Raw genomic sequence first — 17,032 nt, 5'->3', positions numbered from 1 at the left:
TTTATGCCAAATAAACAGCATAAATCTTAGGAGCATCTGCACTGGCGGCAAGCCAACCGCTACGAATGAAACAAACAAATCAAATCCTCTTCCCTATTGCCTATTGCCTGTTGCCTTGTTTCTTGAAAGTATTAATATTGTTACCTCCTGCCTTCTGCCCCCTGCCTCCTGCTATAAACCGCCAAGTCAAGACTATAGCTGCACTAGCTAAACCAATTGCTAATCCCCACCAAAGACCAATAGCTCCATAGCCTAACCAGATGCCCAAAGCATAACCAATCGGTAAACCAACACACCAGTAAGCGAAAATACCAATCAATAAAGGAATTCGCGTATCTTTTAATCCTCGCAATGCTCCGGCTGCGGTAACTTGTACTCCATCAACAATTTGAAAAATTGCAGCTACTACAAGCAATCTCACCGCTAGGTTCACTACGTTTTCATTGCTGGGATTGTTGATATCAAGGTAAAGAGAAACAACCGATTTTGGAATTAACCAAAAAATAATCCCGGCAATACCCATAGATAAAGCACCTAAGCTAATGCCTACATATCCAGCCAGCCGAACACCACTCTTATCTTGCTCTCCAGCTAATTGCCCAACTCGCACTGTTGTCGCTAAAGAAATACCAAGCGCAATCTGAAAGGACATACCAGCCGTTTGCAAAGCAATTTGATGAGCCGCTAGGGCAGTAGTTCCTAATTTTCCTAATAAAAATGTGACAACGGTGAAAAGTCCTGCTTCCACTGCAATTAGCCCACCAATGGGCAATCCAACCTGAAAAATTTCTCGAAAAATCCGGCGATTTTCTTGGGTAAAAGTGTATTTAAATGAGGTGTCAAATATCCGGTAATTTCTAAATTGCTGCTGACTATATATATATATTGCTAAAACAATAAACATACTCCAAAGTGACAGCGTGCTTGCCCAACCAATCCCAGCTAGTCCTAAAGCGGGTAGCCCCAATTTGCCAAACATCAAAACATAGTTAGCTGTAATGTTAAGCAAAGTACCTAACACAACAGTGATTATTACTAACTGCGGTTGAGACAGCGCGGAAAGAAAACTTTTAAGTACCGCAAAGCCTAAACCAGGTATAAAACCCAGTGCGATCGCTCTTAAATAAGTCTCTGCTAAGGCTGCTGTAGCGGCATTCTGACCCAATAGCAGTAGTAAAGTCCTGCCATGCCAAAGTACTATGACAATCGGTATTCCTAACAGTAGAGATATTCCTAATCCTTGGCGCACAATCTTGCCTATTTGCTCAGGCTTTCCGGCTCCATAGGCTTCCGCAGCTAAAGGGCTAACAGCAGAAACAATACCCGTACTAATTAACAGTAAAAAAGTAAAGACTGCCGCACCCAAACCTCCCGATGCAATAGTCTGACTTCCTAACCAGCCCATCATTACTGTATCCACAAAGCCAGTAGCCGATTGAGCCAGTTGTGCTGCTGCTAAAGGAACAGCTAACATCAGACATTGTTTAATTTCAGATATCAATCTGTCTCTACTGTCCATATGAATCATCAACCGAGCAGAACGCAAGCAGTGTTATATTTTACTTTGAGCTAGCAGAGTTAGAAATTTGTTGTTTAGCTGATGACTTAGTAAGGTTAATTGGAATCCTGGAATAGATCCAATTCCTTATGCAATTGCTAAACATGATTGGCAAGAAGTAGAACTCAATTTAGAACAAACAGATACTAATTTTTCTATCTCTACTAGCAAATTGAAAGTAATTGTAGAAGTAGATGGTAGTTTGAAATTTTGCGATCGCTCTGGCAATATTCTCCGCGAAGAACTATACTCCACATCACAAATAATTTAGAGTTTCCACACTAACATTAACGTGAGTTCGATGGAACGAAAAAAGAGTGCAATTTAAATGACGATTAGCTTACCTGCCTTTTTTACTATTGCCTATTGCCTGACTACACAAGTATGTTCATTAATCAAACCGGATTCCTATAGTTCATTTAAAGCAGATGATTGGTGCGGCTGGAGTCAAAAATGGTTGGTTCTTGACAAATAACCTCGTGTACAGTTTGCAATAATTCTTGAGTTGTATAGGGCTTAGAAATAAATTTGTTGACAGTCGTATCTTTGGTAATTTTATTGTTGGCTACCACACCGCTCACCGCCACAATTTTGACCAACGGATTCATTTTTTGCAATGTGCGGATAGCAATTATACCATCCATAAGCGGCATCATCATATCTAGCAAAACCACACTGATTTTATCTCGGTAGTGAGCATATAGTGCGATCGCTTCAATACCATCATTGGCAGTCACGACTTTGTAGTTATAACTTTCTAATGAAGTTTGAGTAGTTTCGAGAATTTTAGGTTCATCATCCACTAATAAAATTAATTCTTCGTTTCCAGATGGCAAATCGATATTTTCGGTTAGCGACTTTGCCATCATTTCCACAGCTGGCAAGAACAATTTAAATTCACTTCCTTTGCCAACTTCGCTATGCACGTTAATAAAACCACCGTGGCTTTTGATGATGCCTCTGACGGTTGAAAGCCCCAACCCTGTACCTTTACCAATCTCTTTAGTCGTAAAAAACGGCTCAAATATTCTATTTGAGATTTCTGGCGGCATTCCAATTCCTGTATCTGCAACAGTAATTACAATATAGGGGCCGACATTCGCCTCCAGATTCATTCGCGTATATTGTTCATCAATCAACAAATTTTTGGCACAAACGCTGAGAGTCCCACCGTTAGTCATGGCATCATGAGCATTGACTACGAGATTCATGAGTACTTGATGCAAGTGTGTGGCATCACCCATGACAGGCCAAAGGTCTGACTGAATATTTAAAGAAAATTCTATGGATTTGGGAAATGTGCCATGAACAATCTGCTCAATTTCCGAGAATAGATTGCTAAATAGCACAACTGTTCGCTTACCATCAACTCCACGGGCAAACTGTAGCACTTGCTTAACTAAAGCAGATCCACGTTTAGTGTTAGTTTCGATTGTCCTAAACATTTGCTGACTCCAGTCATCAGCATCAGGGCGTTTTAGCTGTAGTAGTTGTGCTGCCGATAAAATTGGTGTCAGTATATTGTTTAAATCATGGGCAATACCGCCAGCCAGCGTACCTAAACTTTCTAAACGCTGAGTGCGAAGAAATTGACTTTCAAGTTGTTTTTTTTCTGTAATGTCAGTGTTAACTATCAGAATCGATTTAGGTTGTCCATCTTGATCACGCATTAAATTCCAGCGACTAGCAACAGTAATTTTTTTTTCTTGTTTAGTAACTTGCTGTAATTCACCTTGCCAGCAGCCATTTTGAGCAAGACTTTTCTGAATATTTTGTAGTTGTGGCAAGATATCTGGTTGATATAAAAGTTGATAAACATTATTAGTAATGGCTTCTTTTGCCTGCCATCCGTATAAATTTTCAGCCCCTTTATTCCAAAAGCTGATTTGATGATCGAAATTTGTCACAATAATCGCATCTGTAGTGATATCTAGCAAAGCAGCTTGTTCACGGATTTTTTGTTCTGCTTGCTTGCGTTCATAAATTTCTTGTTCTAAAAGTTGATTTTGTTCTTGCAGTGTTTTGGTTAAGTTTCGCAGCTTGAGATGAAGTTCAATCCGCGCTAAAACTTCTTCGTGTTGTAGCGGTTTAGTAATATAATCAACTGCGCCCAAACTCAAACCTTTGACTTTATCCACGGTTTCTGTAAGCGCGGTCATGAAAATAATCGGAATATCTTGCGTTAATGGATTTGCTTTCAACTGCTGGCAAGTTTCAAAACCATCAATTACTGGCATAAGTATGTCTAAAAGAATGATGTCAGGTGGGGCATATTCAGCCCTAGTGATTGCACTTTCGCCATCTTCCGCAACCAAAACAGTAAATCCGGCATCAGCTAAAAACTCAAACAACATTTCTAAATTTGTCGGAGTGTCATCAACAATTAAAATGACACCTTTTTCATTAAAATCAATGTTCATAAAACCTCATGAAAATTAGGCAGAGGTCATAAATGATAATAATTTACACACTTAACTACTAATTCACGTCATGTAGACTGTGAATATTTTTTAATAAAATCTACGATTTGTTTGCCTTTAAACTCTTTGGCCATCTGACGTAAATAAGTGGCAAACGGCAAAAATTTTTCATCTAACTCCTCTAATTGTGCCATTCTCTGTGTAATTGCTCTTAAATTACCCCTCATTGCCAAATCGAGCAAAATTGAAATTTCTTCTGCTGCTGGAGGTATCAAATCTTGAGCTTGAGTTTTTGATTGTAATTTAACATTTTCTAAGTCTTTTGGCTCATTTTCTATCTCTTCATAAATCCATTGCAAGCCCAAGTAGACTCTTAATTTTTCTAGAAGTTCCATAAATCGGTATGGTTTGGGAAGAAAATCATCACAGCCTACTCCTCGACTCTGCTTTTTATCAAAATCAAAAACGCTGGCTGATATGGCAATTATTACTACTTCCTGAAATTCTGGTAACATTCTCAGGCGGCGCGTGGCTTCAAAGCCATCCATATTCGTCATTACCAAATCCATAAAAATTACATCTGGCTTAAACTCTGATGCTTTATTAAGACAGTCTAAGCCATCTATTGCTTCGATAACTTCAAAACCTAAAGGTTCTAGTAAATTTACTAAAACAGAACGATTTTCCCATTTATCATCTACAACTAAAACTTTCTTGCGCTCACCAACAAACCCAATAATGTTACGCTCATCAAATTTATTGATTGTCGATAAAACTTCAGTTACATCTAAATCTAACCAAAAAATACTGCCTTTACCTAAAGTACTTTTTACCTTAATTTCACTACCCATCATCTCAACCAATTGACGGCTAATTGCTAGTCCTAATCCTGTACCTTCAGTCTTGCGGCTATCTTCTCCTACCTGCTTAAAAGGCAAAAATATTTCTTCTAATTGGTCTTGGGCAATTCCAATTCCAGTATCTTCTACTTGAAAACGTAATTTGCCCTCATGATACCCTACATAAAAATTGATAGTACCTTTTTCTGTAAATTTGACAGCATTGCTGAGTAGATTAATTAAAATCTGACGTAAACGTTTTTCATCAGCTTTTATAATTTTAGGCAGAGGTGAAAGTGGCTGATAATTTAAAATAATTCCTTTTTGTTCAGCACGAATACGACAGATTTGCACAATATTTTCGAGAAAACCCAGAAAATAAAATTCTGTAGGATAAAGTTCCATTTTCCGAGCTTCAATTTTAGAAATGTCTAAAATATCGTTGATTAGCGTTAGTAAATGTTCTCCACATTGATGAATGATGTTGATACCATTTTTTTGCGGAGTTGTGAGATTTTGATGTTTCTTCAAAATTTGAGCATAGCCTAAAATCCCATTTAGAGGGGTGCGGAGTTCATGGCTCATACTGGCAAGAAACTCGCTTTTAGCACGGTTGGCGGCGGCGGCGGCTTCTTCTGCTTTTTGGCGCTCTGTAATTTCCTGTTGGAGTTGCAAATTCTTTGCTTGTAATTCCAGAGTTCTTTCTTCTACTCTGACTTCCAGCGTCTGATTATATGCTTCTAAATCATTGTAAAGACGCGCATTTTCAATTGAAATTGCTGCTTGCGATGATAAAAGTTGTAAAACTTCTAAACGCTCTGGTGTAAATGCTTTAGTAGTAAGATTATTTTCTAAATAAAGGATACCGATGAGTTTACTTTGATGAATAATTGGAGTACATAAAATAGATTTTGGTTGGTGATTAATTATATAGTTGTCTGTAGAAAACATACTACGATTTTTAGCATCGTTTAATACAATACTTTCACAAGTATGAGCTACATAGTTAATTAATGATAATGGTAGCTGCTGGTTAGATGCAATCGGCGGGGCTGGCTCCAAATCTATTTTATCTGTGGTTATACTTCCTGTGGCTTTGATAACTAAATTACCTGAATTATTTAAAATCAAAAATCCTGTTTCGGCTCCAGCATTTTCTAGCACAATTTGCATCAATTTGGACAACAACTTATCCAAGACAATTTCTCCAGAGAGAACTTGCGCCGCTTTCATAACTGTGTCTATATCCAGAGATTCAGAAGTACCAGTAGTTGTAACGCTGATGGTTTGATTTTTCTGAACATGATGAGTTTCGGTTCGAGATATGAGCGAGAAAATATGAGGATATCTTGCTTCTAAATCTCTGACTTTGGCAGTTGCTCCCCACTGAATATAGGCATAGTAAGATTGGGTTAAATAATCTTTGGCAACGTTTTCTCTACCCCGCGAGAAATAAAATTCTGCTGCTAGTTCTGCGCCCAGTGCTTCTTCTTGAATATATCCCTGTTCTTTGGCTCCTGCTATAGCGCGATCGTAATATTCCATTGCTAGTAATGGTTGCCCTATTATCCTAGCTTTTTCCGCTTCTACTAAATTATATTTATGCTCAAAATTACAAGCTGCATGAAAGGCTTTTAACCCCAAACTTTTCTGATTAGTTTCTACTTGTTGTATACACTTTTCTTTTTCACTATCATCAAGCTGGTGGTAATAAGCAAACAGTATTAAAGAATGATAAAACTTTAATTCATAATCCATCAGCATTCCAACTACACCTTGAATATTTGCTTGGGCTAAGTTTGCTTGTTTAAAAGCTAACTGATAATCTTTAAATAAATAAGCCAGGATTGATTTAAATAAATGAAAGCAACATATTACTACTTGCCAATTAGCTGCCATAACAACTGGCCAGTTAGTATCTTCAGAGAAACTTTCACCTGTTAAGTTGAGTCTATCAGTAGCCCGCCCAAGCAAATTAAGCGTCACTTGTCTAGCTAATCTAATGTAATTAATGCCTAAATCTTGTTTAAATTGATCAACTAGGTCAACATAAGGTGCAACTTTTTTATCTACTGTTTCTAGATTTTCTCCACTAAAAAATAAGTAGATCCCATACTCAGAACTACCGTATCCTAAAAACTCAATATTGCCAGTTTCTAAAGACAATTCGCTAGCTAATCTTAAACTAGCTATAGCTTCGCGCAAATGTTCTTTACAGAATTGCAGATGACTACCATATACTTTAATGGCACAAGTTTTGATGACTTTATCATTAAATTTATCTGCTACTCGCAAGGCTAATTGACCAAATTCATAAGCTGATTCATTATCTTCAAACACGCCAGAAACTAACAGACCATACATACAGTAGCCAAATGCTGAGGCTGCACAATTGCCATACTTTACTGATAAGCTAACCATTGTTGACATCATCGGCATTACCAGTTGTGGTCTGACAATATACACTGGCCCTGGCATAGTATTTAATACTTCTATTGCCGCTTGTTTATCAGGGTCGCTAATCAATGGTAAATTTGCGAGTTGAGCAATTTGATTTTGTCCAAATTTTAATTCCCGATGTAATTGCTCACAATATATATTGATGCTTTCGCTATCTGTTGGTATCGGAACTCCTAATAATTCCAGGGTTTGCAATGCTATATCAATTGCTGTTGGTAAATCTGCTGTAACAATATAAAAATTAATTGCTCTTTTATAAACTCTAACTTTATCTAAAGTTGTTTTAGCTTTGGCTAAGGTAATATTAATTAAGTTTGTAGCTTGCTGATAATTAGCATTAAGATATTCGGCTTCAATGGTAGCATCATAAATATCTAATGTTAAGTTATATTCAACATCCCAACTATCTGCCGCTAGAAGTTCAATTGCTATATTTAAATATCTCTGAGCAGTTTCATAGGCATTTGATAGTCTAGCTTTATTCCCTGCAATCAAGTTGAGCCTTGCTAACTCGTATTTTTGAGATTGCTGTGTAATCATTTCCGCACCAATATCTAGTTGGTTAACAATCTCAAAGATATTTTCTTCAAGTTGGGCTGCTGAGGTATTGTTGAGTAATAAATTGCCAATTTTAAAGTGAGTCTGCTTTTTTTGTATATCTGGAATAAGTTTGTAAGCAGCTTGCTGAACCCGGTCATGCAAAAATTTATAAGTAATTTTGGAGTTAGAAATTGCTAAATCATAATTAAATACCAAAGGTATTTTATAAGCATTACTCAAAGGTATTACTAAACCTACTTGTAGAGACTCCCACAAATCTGCTGCTGTTTCTGCCAAGGTTTTTTCATTAACAGTACTTAAGACTTCTAGAGTAAATTTGTCGCCAATACAAGCAGCCAATTTTAATATATTTTGCGTTTGTGGTAATAGTTTTTGAATTTGATTGACCATCAAATCCACCACATTATCACTAATATCAATTTGTTTAATTAATTCAATATCCCACTGCCAGTCACGGGTATTAAAATTGAAAAATAGTAAGTTTTCTTGATAAAGCGATTTCAGAATTTGAGTTAAGAAAAAGGGATTTCCTTGCGTTTTATAAAATAACAAATCAGCTAGTGGCTGTAATTGTGCAGGTTGAACACGTAAAGTATCACTGATTAACTCTACAACGTGGGAAATCTGCAAAGGTTTGAGAACAAGATTATTGACAATTGCACGAGATATTGTAATTTCTTTTAAAGTCAGCATTAAAGGATGAGTTGCATCGACTTCATTATCTCGATAGGCTCCTATCAATAATAAATATTGAATATCTGGCTCACACACAAGCAACTGAATCAACTTTAATGAAGCTAAATCTGCCCATTGTAAGTCATCCAAAAAAACTACTAACGGATGTTCTCTTTGGGCAAATACATGAATAAATTTTTGAAATAGGCGATTAAATCGGTTTTGTGATTCAGTAGGGCCTAATTGAGGAACATCTGGTTGTTTCCCAATAATCTGTTCGACTTCGGGAATTACATCAATAATAACTTGAGCATTAGAACCTAGAGCGTCTAAAATTTTTGCTTGCCAAACGGCTATTTGTTCACTAGTTTCTGTTAATAACTGTCGAATCAATTCTTGAAAGGCTTGAATTAATGAAGCATAAGGAATATTTCGTTTAAATTGATCAAATTTACCTGAAATAAAATAACTTCGTTGGCGAACTATAGATTTATGAAGCTCATTTACTAAGGATGATTTACCTATACCAGAATATCCACTAACTAACATCATCTCGGTTTTACCAAGACTAACTCTCTCAAATGTCTCTATTAAAGTAAAAACTTCTTGTTGGCGGCCATAAAGTTTTTGGGGAATGATAAATTGACTATATAAATCAAGCTGACCGACGCTAAAGTTTTCGATTTTTCCAGTTGCTTGTATTTGCTGTAAGCATTCTTCTAAGTCTGCTTTAAGTCCTAAAGCATTTTGATATCTATCTTCAGCAGTTTTGGCTAATAATTTCATGATAATCTCAGAAACTACTGAAGGAATGTTGGCATTAATTTCTTTAGGTGATGCTGGTGTTTTAGCAATATGGCAATGAACTAATTCTAAGAAATCAGTGGATTGAAAGGGTAGTTGCCCTGTTAAGATTTCATAAAAAGTAATACCTAAAGAGTACAAATCAGTCCGGTAATCAATTGAGCGGTTCATCCTCCCTGTTTGTTCTGGAGACATATAGGCGAGGGTACCTTCTAATAAATTGGGATTACTAGGAGTTGGGTTTTCTTGAGCTAGACATGATGAAATACTAAAATCAATAATTTTTACTTTAAATATTGTAGGATTAATTAAAATATTTTGAGGTTTAATATCTTTGTGAATAATATTAGCTTGATGTAACTGAGCAAGGATAGAAGCTAATTGAATAGCAATATGTAGAAAAATGTTAGTTGTTAAATTTTTACTACTAAGAAAATTCTTAAGAGTTTCTCCTTTAAAGTCTGACGAAATTAACGCTAGACCATTTTGGTAATTATCCAAAGACAGGGGTTTCACAATCCCTTCTATGTCTAAATTTTGTAGTATTGTATATTCATGTCGTAATTTAAATACTTGTTCTATAGTTGGGTACTCAGATTTCAGAGCTTTAATAATTACTGAGGTTTTATCTGAGTCTCTTAAGGCACGATACACACAGGTAGTAGCACCGTCATAGAGGACTTCGATGAGTTTGTAACCTGCAATATTAATATTCATATAGGAATCCGTTGAATAACTGAATATACTTGTGTAGTCAGGCAAGAGGCAATAGCAAAGAAGGCAGGTAATAATGTACTGATTTTTTCACAAATCAAATATTAGCCCTATATTTAATTTATATTTATGAAAGTTACTTAGATACTAAGCTGATAGCTTCCTAATTAATGCTAAAAGCTACTCTTGGCAAAGTTCAGGAGTATCATTAATTGTTTACATTTATTTTTTCTAGATACTGATTTATGTAAGTTAAAATTTAATAAAATAAGTTAACTTTACTTAAGTTGTAGTAATATACCAACCCTAAATAAGAGCAAAAAAATCGATAGCTTATTATCTTTATATTGCGCTGGTGCTGAACTTCGCTGACTACACAAGTATTTTCATTAGTTAAATCGGATTTTGATAGTTCTTATCTTCTTCAAAAAGGTGACTCTTCAAACAAAGTTAGAGCGAGAATCAAATCCATCATAAAAATTGCTACCCAAGTAGTGACAACAGCAGTTGTAGCTGATTTTCCTACTTCTTTTGCTCCTCCGTGGGTGGTTAAGCCCCAACTACAACCATTAATAGACACAATGGCTCCAAAAATTAAACCTTTTAGTAAAATAATATATAAATCAGATGGTTTTAAAAAACCTTTTACTGATTCTAAAAATACTTCTGGCTCGACATTGTAAAGTTGAAACGCCACCAAAATGCCACCTGTAATGCCAGTAATTAAAGCGAAAATTATCATGATGGGCATCATAATACAACAAGCAATAACCCTGGGAAGTATGAGATAATCAACCGGGTCAGTTTTCAGCATATAAAGTGCATCAATTTGTTCTGTAACTCGCATAGCACCTATTTCTGCTGCAAAAGCAGAGCCGACTTGTCCAGCGATAATACTAGCAGTTAAAATCGGAGCTAACTCTCGGCAGAAAGCCAAAGCAAAAGCACCACCGACAGTATTTACAGCTCCAAATTTTACTAATTCTCTAGCTGTTTGAATAGTAAAAATCATCCCGGCAAATAGACTAACAAGCAATACCGGAAAAATAGAATCTGGGCCAGCCGTCTCCATATGTCCCAAAATTTTACGATAGTAAGTTTTTCCTTGCAGTAACCGTAGTAAGACTTGCCCAACGAGTAACACTGACAAAAAACAGCGTACAATCCATAAGTTATCTAATTTTCTTTTTGGCTGCAATTTTATACCTTTTAAAACTGAGTTTTATGATAACTATTATCTGGGTGTTAAATGTTTTTTAATATATAAAAAATCAGTAATCCTTTTTTATCAACTTTTATGAGAAATTTAGTAAAGAGGTCTAACCAGGAGGATATGCCTTTAGATAGTTCCAAAACTAGTGAGAAACAATCTGCGTAACACCTCGTCATTACACATGGCATAGAAATAAACTTAATTTTGTTATGGCACACCTTTATCGCATTAAAACTGGAACAGCTGCATTCATGGCAATGGCACTTACTACAGGTGCGATCGCTCCAATGATTGCTTTAGCTCCTGCTCAGGCACAATATAATGTTGGGCAATCACGCTCAACTACTATTCCTGCTAATGTAACCTTACCTGTAACTTACGAAAAAGAGAAAGTCGTAGTTACTCCTGGGGAAAGTATGTCCCTCAAACTGAAAATAGCTAACGATATTATTGATAGGAATAGAAACGTCTTAATTCCGGCTCAGACTGAAGTTATTGGTAGACTAGAACCTGTTGATTTGTACGGCAGAGATTACCCTAACAACAGAAATAATCAAAATACAAGAGGCGTTAGGTTTGTCGCGTCCGAATTAGTCTTTCCCTCTGGTCGCAGACTACCAATTAATGCTCGTTCTAAAACAATCACCGAAACTGAAAGAATTAGTAAAGGTGCTGACACTGGCAATATTTTAACAGATGCAGCTATTGGTGCTGGTGCTGCTAGTGTGATTTCACTCCTTACAGGTAACAAGAGAATAGAAGTTTTGGAACCGCTTGCGGGTGGTGCTGCGGGTGCTTTAGCCAGTGTGTTGCTGCGGAAAAAACAAGCTGATGTTTTTGTTCTGAGACCAGAAGAGGATTTAGATATCACGCTGACAAGTAATTTAGTCATAACTCGCAACAATACTTTTTAACTTAAATTTCAGTCGTGAATTTAAATACATCAGCGATCGCTGCTAATTATAGTAGGCGATCGCTTCATTTTTATAAATAAAAAAATTAATTTTACTGCAACTATTTTATCTTGATATCGTCTAAATATTCAGACAAAGACTCATAGATTTTAAGGCTGAAGATAATAAATCCTTGGAAATAGGTGATAGTTATTTAACTATTGCCTATTACTTATTTTTGTAATAAATACCTGTAGAAAAAAAGCAAAAATATAGAGTATATGAGAAACTTTTTACTCTCTTCTTTGTCTAAGTAATTAACAGAAAAATGAATAAATGTAGAGGCATAAAATTAATGTTTACTTTAAATCGTTGGCAATCTGGAACTGCTGCATTCATGGCTTTGAGCATCACTGCTGGCACTGTCGCACCTTTTATGGCAGCTACACCTTCTTTTGCTCAAACTACTTTTACTGATGTTTCTTCTAATTATTGGGCAGCACAGTTTATTCAAGAATTATCACAACGGGGGGTAATTGCTGGGTTTCCTGATGGCAGTTTCCGTCCAGAAGAAGCGGTGACACGCGCTCAATTTGCAGCGATGGTTAATAAAGCTTTCCAAAAACCAGCGCAACGTCAGTCTATCGGTTTTGTAGATGTACCTAGCAATTACTGGGCATCTGGAGCTATTCAGCAAGCTTATACTATTGGCTTCCTTTCTGGGTATCCCGGAAATCGTTTTGAGCCTAACCAAGCTATTCCCCGTCAGCAGGTTTTGGTTTCCCTTGCTAACGGTCTGGAATATACTGCTAATAGCAATGTTGAAAGCACTCTGCAATACTTCAACGATGCTTCTAGTATTGCTAGCTATGCCCGTAGTCCGATCGCGGCGGCGACAGAAAAGCAAATTGTGGTGAACTATCCTAATGTTAAGTTCCTCAATCCCACAGCAACTGCAACAAGGGCGCAGGTAGCTGCTTTTATCTACCAAGCATTAGTGAGTTCTAATCAAGCTTCAGCGATTAACTCACCTTATATCGTTGCTGCTCAACCTACAACACAAACACCTGTATCGGTAACGATTCCCCAAGGGGCTGTTATTCCTGTGAAGTATGACCAGGCTAAAAAAATTCTCGTGACCAAGGATGAAACTGCACCTCTAACGCTGACTGTTGACCAAAACGTAGTTACCCAAGATGGTACTGTAGTGATTCCGGCTGGTAGTCAAGTTGTGGGACAACTCAAACCTGCAAAAGGTGGTTCACAATTCGTTGCTCAAAAATTGGTTTTAACTTCTGGTCAAGAGTACGATATTGCAGCGACTTCTAATGTAATTACCAAAACTCAAACAGTCAATAAAGGTACTAGTACGGGTTCAATTATCACAAATACGGCATTGGGTGCTGGCGCGGCGGCGGCAGTATCTGCGGTGACAGGCGATCGCGCGATCGCCACTGAAGAAGTGCTGGGCGGTGCTGCCATCGGTGGCTTAATTGGTTTATTCTTCGGACGCAATAGTGTTGATTTAATCGCTATTGACCCAAACACCGATTTGCAAATGACTGTCAATCAAAACTTGTTAGTCTCTCTCAGATAGTTGTTAGTCCAGGGTCAAGAGTCAAGACAATTTGCTTTTGACTCTTGACTATTGACTAATTGGCAACCAAATAATAAACGTCGTTCCTGGTGCATTAGGGGATGCGATCGCGTTGGTAATTGCTGGGCTGAGTACTTCAATTTCCCCGTGCATTTGCTCGATTAATTGTTTGGCGATCGCAATTCCTAATCCTGAACCGGGAATTTCTGTTTGGGCTTGTACACCCCTGTAATGTCTTTCTCCCAAATGTTTGATATCTTCTTGCGGAATTCCAGGGCCAGTATCGCTAATAGCAATGCCTAAAAAATTTGCTTTTTGCTGCCCTACTTGGAGCAAAATCTTGCCGCCTGTGGGTGTGTATTTCAAAGCATTATCAATGATATTACTCAATACTTCTTGTAAAGCTTTGATATTTACCCTAACTAAAGGTAAATTTTTGGGAATTTCCGTTTTTAATTTCAGATTTCGTTCTTGAGCGATCGCTTTCGCGGTAATTAATAATGGTGCTAATAAATCAGCTAAAGAGCAATCAGTCTCTTTCTCTCCCGTCCCTGGCAATAAGAGAATTGGCTTAGGTTCTTTTTGGACAGTTGCTTCTACAAAGTCTTCGCTTGCGCGTAAAGCTAGCGGTTCGACATCTAACTGTGACCAGTCAATAACTTGCTCAAATTGTTGCAGTAATTCTTGCAGGCGATCGCTTTCTCGAACGATATTCGCACCCACGTCTCGGTTAAGGTCGCCTGGGCGTAGTCTTTTCAATAGCAATTTACCAAACGTACGCAATGCCGTTAAAGGATTGCGAAATTGATGTAATAAGTTATCTAATAAATCTTGCTGCTGTTCTTGCAGGATTTGTTGTTGATGTAGCTGATGCTGTAACCAAGCACGACGCTGATCTAAAACGCAAGCGATCGCTAAAGTCTGAACTATCTTTTCAATTGTAGTTTGTTCTTGTTGGTTCCAATCCCTGTCTTCTCTGCAAGCCACCAATAATCCCATCATCACACCCTCATGAACTAAGGGTAAAACTATTTGGTGTCCACTGAGGAAATAATCTTCTGGGAAATCTTTGGCATCTGATGATGAAACAGTAGATTCCGTAGCTGCTGTGAGTAATTTTTTTTGTTGCTTGGGTAATAACAAAACATTGCTAATTTGCAATTGCTTACGTGTTTTTACCTCAGTATCCGCTTCTCCTGGCGGTAATCCTGCTGTCTCAGGATACACCACCACTGGAATCAACTTAGCTTCACCTGTTGGTGCTTCCACCAATTCTTGAGTTAAATAAACTACACTTAAAGAGGCTCCTAACCCTTGGGCTAATAGTGCTATTTGCTCTCGGCATAAAGCAACAAAATCTGAACTAGCAGACATTAACATTTTTCAGTTCTTGTTCAGGATCACAGGCTGGGAGGGAATTTCCCAGAATTCATTTGGGTTTCCCTCTCTATTTAATCAAGCTTAACTAAATCTTCTCAGTAATGCTTGTAAATGAAGAATTTATGTATTTTCTAGTTTTGATATTTATTTGTCTTCAAAAAAATTTCTTTTGTTGTATCTAAACTTTAAAAACTCTTGCTTTTTAAAACTAAAACTTTTATAATGACGACGGATTTTGTAGCTATCACTACAATCTAATAGCTTGAAAGAGGAGGAAACTAGGTTGGCAAGAAGACGGAAAAGGAAAAGTCGTCGTCGCCAAGAAGGACGGCGGATTCTGGAGCATGTACCTCAATACAGCATCGAAAGCGGCGAAGAAAAACCTGTGACAGCAGCAAGAAAATTTATTCAAGCTGAAGGGATCTTGCCACCCGCTTTGCTACTCGTTAAGCGCAATGAACACACCACAGACCGATATTTCTGGGCAGAAAAGGGTTTGTTTGGCGCACAATACGTTGAAGAAAACCACTTCTTGTTTCCTAGCCTGCGGACATTAGAGTCTCCGGCAGGTTCAGAACCTGTAGCTGTTGCTGTAGCTGCACGCTGAAACATAAGTAGTAATCTAACTAACGTGTTGAATTTGTTCTGAATATTCATTTAACTGGCAAAGTTGCTCAGTTTATGCAAAATTTTCGATTTTTTTTAAATTTGGGTTGAATTTGCCAGTCAATTTAGTCCAGGCAGTTGAAAAACAACTATTAGCAAGCCAATTTGGTTTGTGTAAGAAGTTGGATAATCATCTCATCACAAATAAGGGAGTTAGGAGAAGCGGCATAAAGCATCCAAAAGCGAGAGTTGAGTTGCGCTTTCCTTTGGCAGGCTATTTTACAACATAATTTTTTTCCCTCAGCTATTACGCGACGGGAAAGATTTACATCAAAATCGTCGTCTTTTTCCTACTCCCTATTGTCTATCTCAGTCAATTTTGAATTTTGGGTTTGAGATTTTGGCTTGACTCCCTAGATTTATCGAGGAGCTTCTACCATCAAAGAATTGTTATTTATCGAAACAGACAAGCCTTAGTTTATATCAAAATTACGTTGACATAACAGAGAAATTTTTTAGGCTTGCAACAGCCAAAAGCCAGTGTAAGTCATTCCGGAATCGTCCGGTTGGACTAGCAAAAAGTGTAGCCCTTGACTTGGCTGTTTACGTTGTTCATAAACTTTGGCGGCGGCGGCGACTTCAACATCTTCAAAGGTTGCTAAAACCCACCTATCTATTAAACCAGCTTCTAAAATTAAACCATCGGGCGCACCAGCAATGTAATTTAAGGCTACTGGGTGTGCTGCGGCTACCCATCTTGCCAAACGCATTGATTGCCTGCCACCATAAATAACTACGCCAGGAACAGGAGTTGTAGAGGCTAAACCCAGATTGAGGGGTTTAAGAAATTCTGGCATAGATAATATGGGAATGGGGCGATCGCTAAATTCGGTTTCTAAATCGCCAGCTGCTAAAGTTGCAAACCGCCACTGTTCACCCCACAAGTCTTCCGGTAACGGTACAGGTGCAGGTTGCTCTACAGTGAAAGAAGATTGCTTTTCTTGCAACCATTGTTTTAATGCCACAGTCCTGCGGGTAGGTTCCACCAAAATACCCAAACTGCGCCCAGCTTTTTCAATTAAACTCAAAGACTGCGGTCGAAACACTTGAATTACATTTGGTAATTCTTCACCGGCTGCTTTTTGGATTTGAGTTTCCACCCAGCTAGAATTTGCAGCAGACTGGGGACAAGTAGCTGCATACTCAAAGCTGCGATTTGCATCACAAATCAGCAACTCCCACAACACTTGTCCAGTGCCATCTTGTTGTGGGCTACGATAAAAGTCAGCTTGCCAAATTTTCATAATCTAAA

9 protein-coding genes are annotated in these 17,032 nt (G+C 37.6%); 3 read left to right on the top strand and 6 right to left on the bottom strand.

Annotated features, from left to right (window positions below; genetic code table 11):
- Nucleotides 1-100: 100 nt before the first annotated feature.
- From H6G76_RS13925 to H6G76_RS13905, 4 genes are all read right to left on the bottom strand, one after another.
- Nucleotides 101-1,519 (bottom strand): MATE family efflux transporter, encoded by a 1,419-nt coding sequence (locus tag H6G76_RS13925; RefSeq protein WP_190701250.1) that lies wholly within the window; start codon nt 1,517-1,519, stop codon nt 101-103.
- A gap of 458 nt (nt 1,520-1,977) precedes the next feature.
- A complete protein-coding gene (locus H6G76_RS13915) occupies nt 1,978-3,978 on the bottom strand; it encodes a response regulator (RefSeq protein ID WP_190701246.1) in 2,001 nt (666 codons plus the stop codon).
- 68 nt (nt 3,979-4,046) lie between these two features.
- Nucleotides 4,047-10,034, bottom strand: a complete 5,988-nt coding sequence (locus H6G76_RS13910) for a hybrid sensor histidine kinase/response regulator (RefSeq protein ID WP_190701243.1) — start codon at nt 10,032-10,034, stop codon at nt 4,047-4,049.
- A gap of 421 nt (nt 10,035-10,455) precedes the next feature.
- Nucleotides 10,456-11,229 (bottom strand): MlaE family lipid ABC transporter permease subunit, encoded by a 774-nt coding sequence (locus H6G76_RS13905; protein ID WP_190701241.1) that lies wholly within the window; start codon nt 11,227-11,229, stop codon nt 10,456-10,458.
- 224 nt (nt 11,230-11,453) lie between these two features.
- On the opposite strand from H6G76_RS13905, the gene H6G76_RS13900 reads away from it, so the two are divergent.
- Both H6G76_RS13900 and H6G76_RS13895 read left to right on the top strand, forming a co-directional pair.
- Entirely contained in the window at nt 11,454-12,158 is a 705-nt protein-coding gene (locus H6G76_RS13900; protein WP_190701238.1) for a conjugal transfer protein TrbI, read from the top strand.
- Nucleotides 12,159-12,492: 334 nt separating this feature from the next.
- Nucleotides 12,493-13,734 carry an S-layer homology domain-containing protein gene (locus H6G76_RS13895; RefSeq protein WP_190701235.1) on the top strand — a complete coding sequence of 414 codons (1,242 nt, stop codon included), beginning with the start codon at nt 12,493-12,495 and terminating at the stop codon, nt 13,732-13,734.
- Between the two features lie 48 nt (nt 13,735-13,782).
- Here the strand turns inward: H6G76_RS13895 and H6G76_RS13890 are convergent, their stop codons facing one another.
- Complete coding sequence (locus tag H6G76_RS13890; RefSeq protein ID WP_190701232.1) at nt 13,783-15,114, bottom strand: GAF domain-containing sensor histidine kinase; 1,332 nt, start codon at nt 15,112-15,114, stop codon at nt 13,783-13,785.
- 283 nt (nt 15,115-15,397) lie between these two features.
- Between H6G76_RS13890 and H6G76_RS13885 the strand changes: the two genes are divergently transcribed.
- Nucleotides 15,398-15,721, top strand: coding sequence for a DUF3155 domain-containing protein (locus tag H6G76_RS13885; RefSeq protein ID WP_190701229.1), 324 nt, complete (start codon nt 15,398-15,400; stop codon nt 15,719-15,721).
- Between the two features lie 514 nt (nt 15,722-16,235).
- On the opposite strand, the gene H6G76_RS13880 is transcribed toward H6G76_RS13885, so the two are convergent.
- Entirely contained in the window at nt 16,236-17,024 is a 789-nt protein-coding gene (locus H6G76_RS13880) for a Tab2/Atab2 family RNA-binding protein (protein WP_190701226.1), read from the bottom strand.
- Nucleotides 17,025-17,032: the final 8 nt, after the last annotated feature.

The sequence above is a fragment of the Nostoc sp. FACHB-152 genome, assembly GCF_014697475.1.
GTDB lineage: Bacteria > Cyanobacteriota > Cyanobacteriia > Cyanobacteriales > Nostocaceae > Nostoc_B.
Note: the sequence above shows the minus strand (reverse complement) of the source record. Positions and strands in the feature narration are given on the sequence as shown.

Coding starts and splice junctions, on each gene's coding strand:
- H6G76_RS13880 (WP_190701226.1), bottom strand. CDS start 17,024: ATGAAAATTTGGCAAGCTGACTTTTATCGTAGCCCACAACAAGATGGC.
- H6G76_RS13890 (WP_190701232.1), bottom strand. CDS start 15,114: ATGTTAATGTCTGCTAGTTCAGATTTTGTTGCTTTATGCCGAGAGCAA.
- H6G76_RS13910 (WP_190701243.1), bottom strand. CDS start 10,034: ATGAATATTAATATTGCAGGTTACAAACTCATCGAAGTCCTCTATGAC.
- H6G76_RS13895 (WP_190701235.1), top strand. CDS start 12,493: ATGTTTACTTTAAATCGTTGGCAATCTGGAACTGCTGCATTCATGGCT.
- H6G76_RS13915 (WP_190701246.1), bottom strand. CDS start 3,978: ATGAACATTGATTTTAATGAAAAAGGTGTCATTTTAATTGTTGATGAC.
- H6G76_RS13925 (WP_190701250.1), bottom strand. CDS start 1,519: ATGGACAGTAGAGACAGATTGATATCTGAAATTAAACAATGTCTGATG.
- H6G76_RS13900 (WP_190701238.1), top strand. CDS start 11,454: ATGGCACACCTTTATCGCATTAAAACTGGAACAGCTGCATTCATGGCA.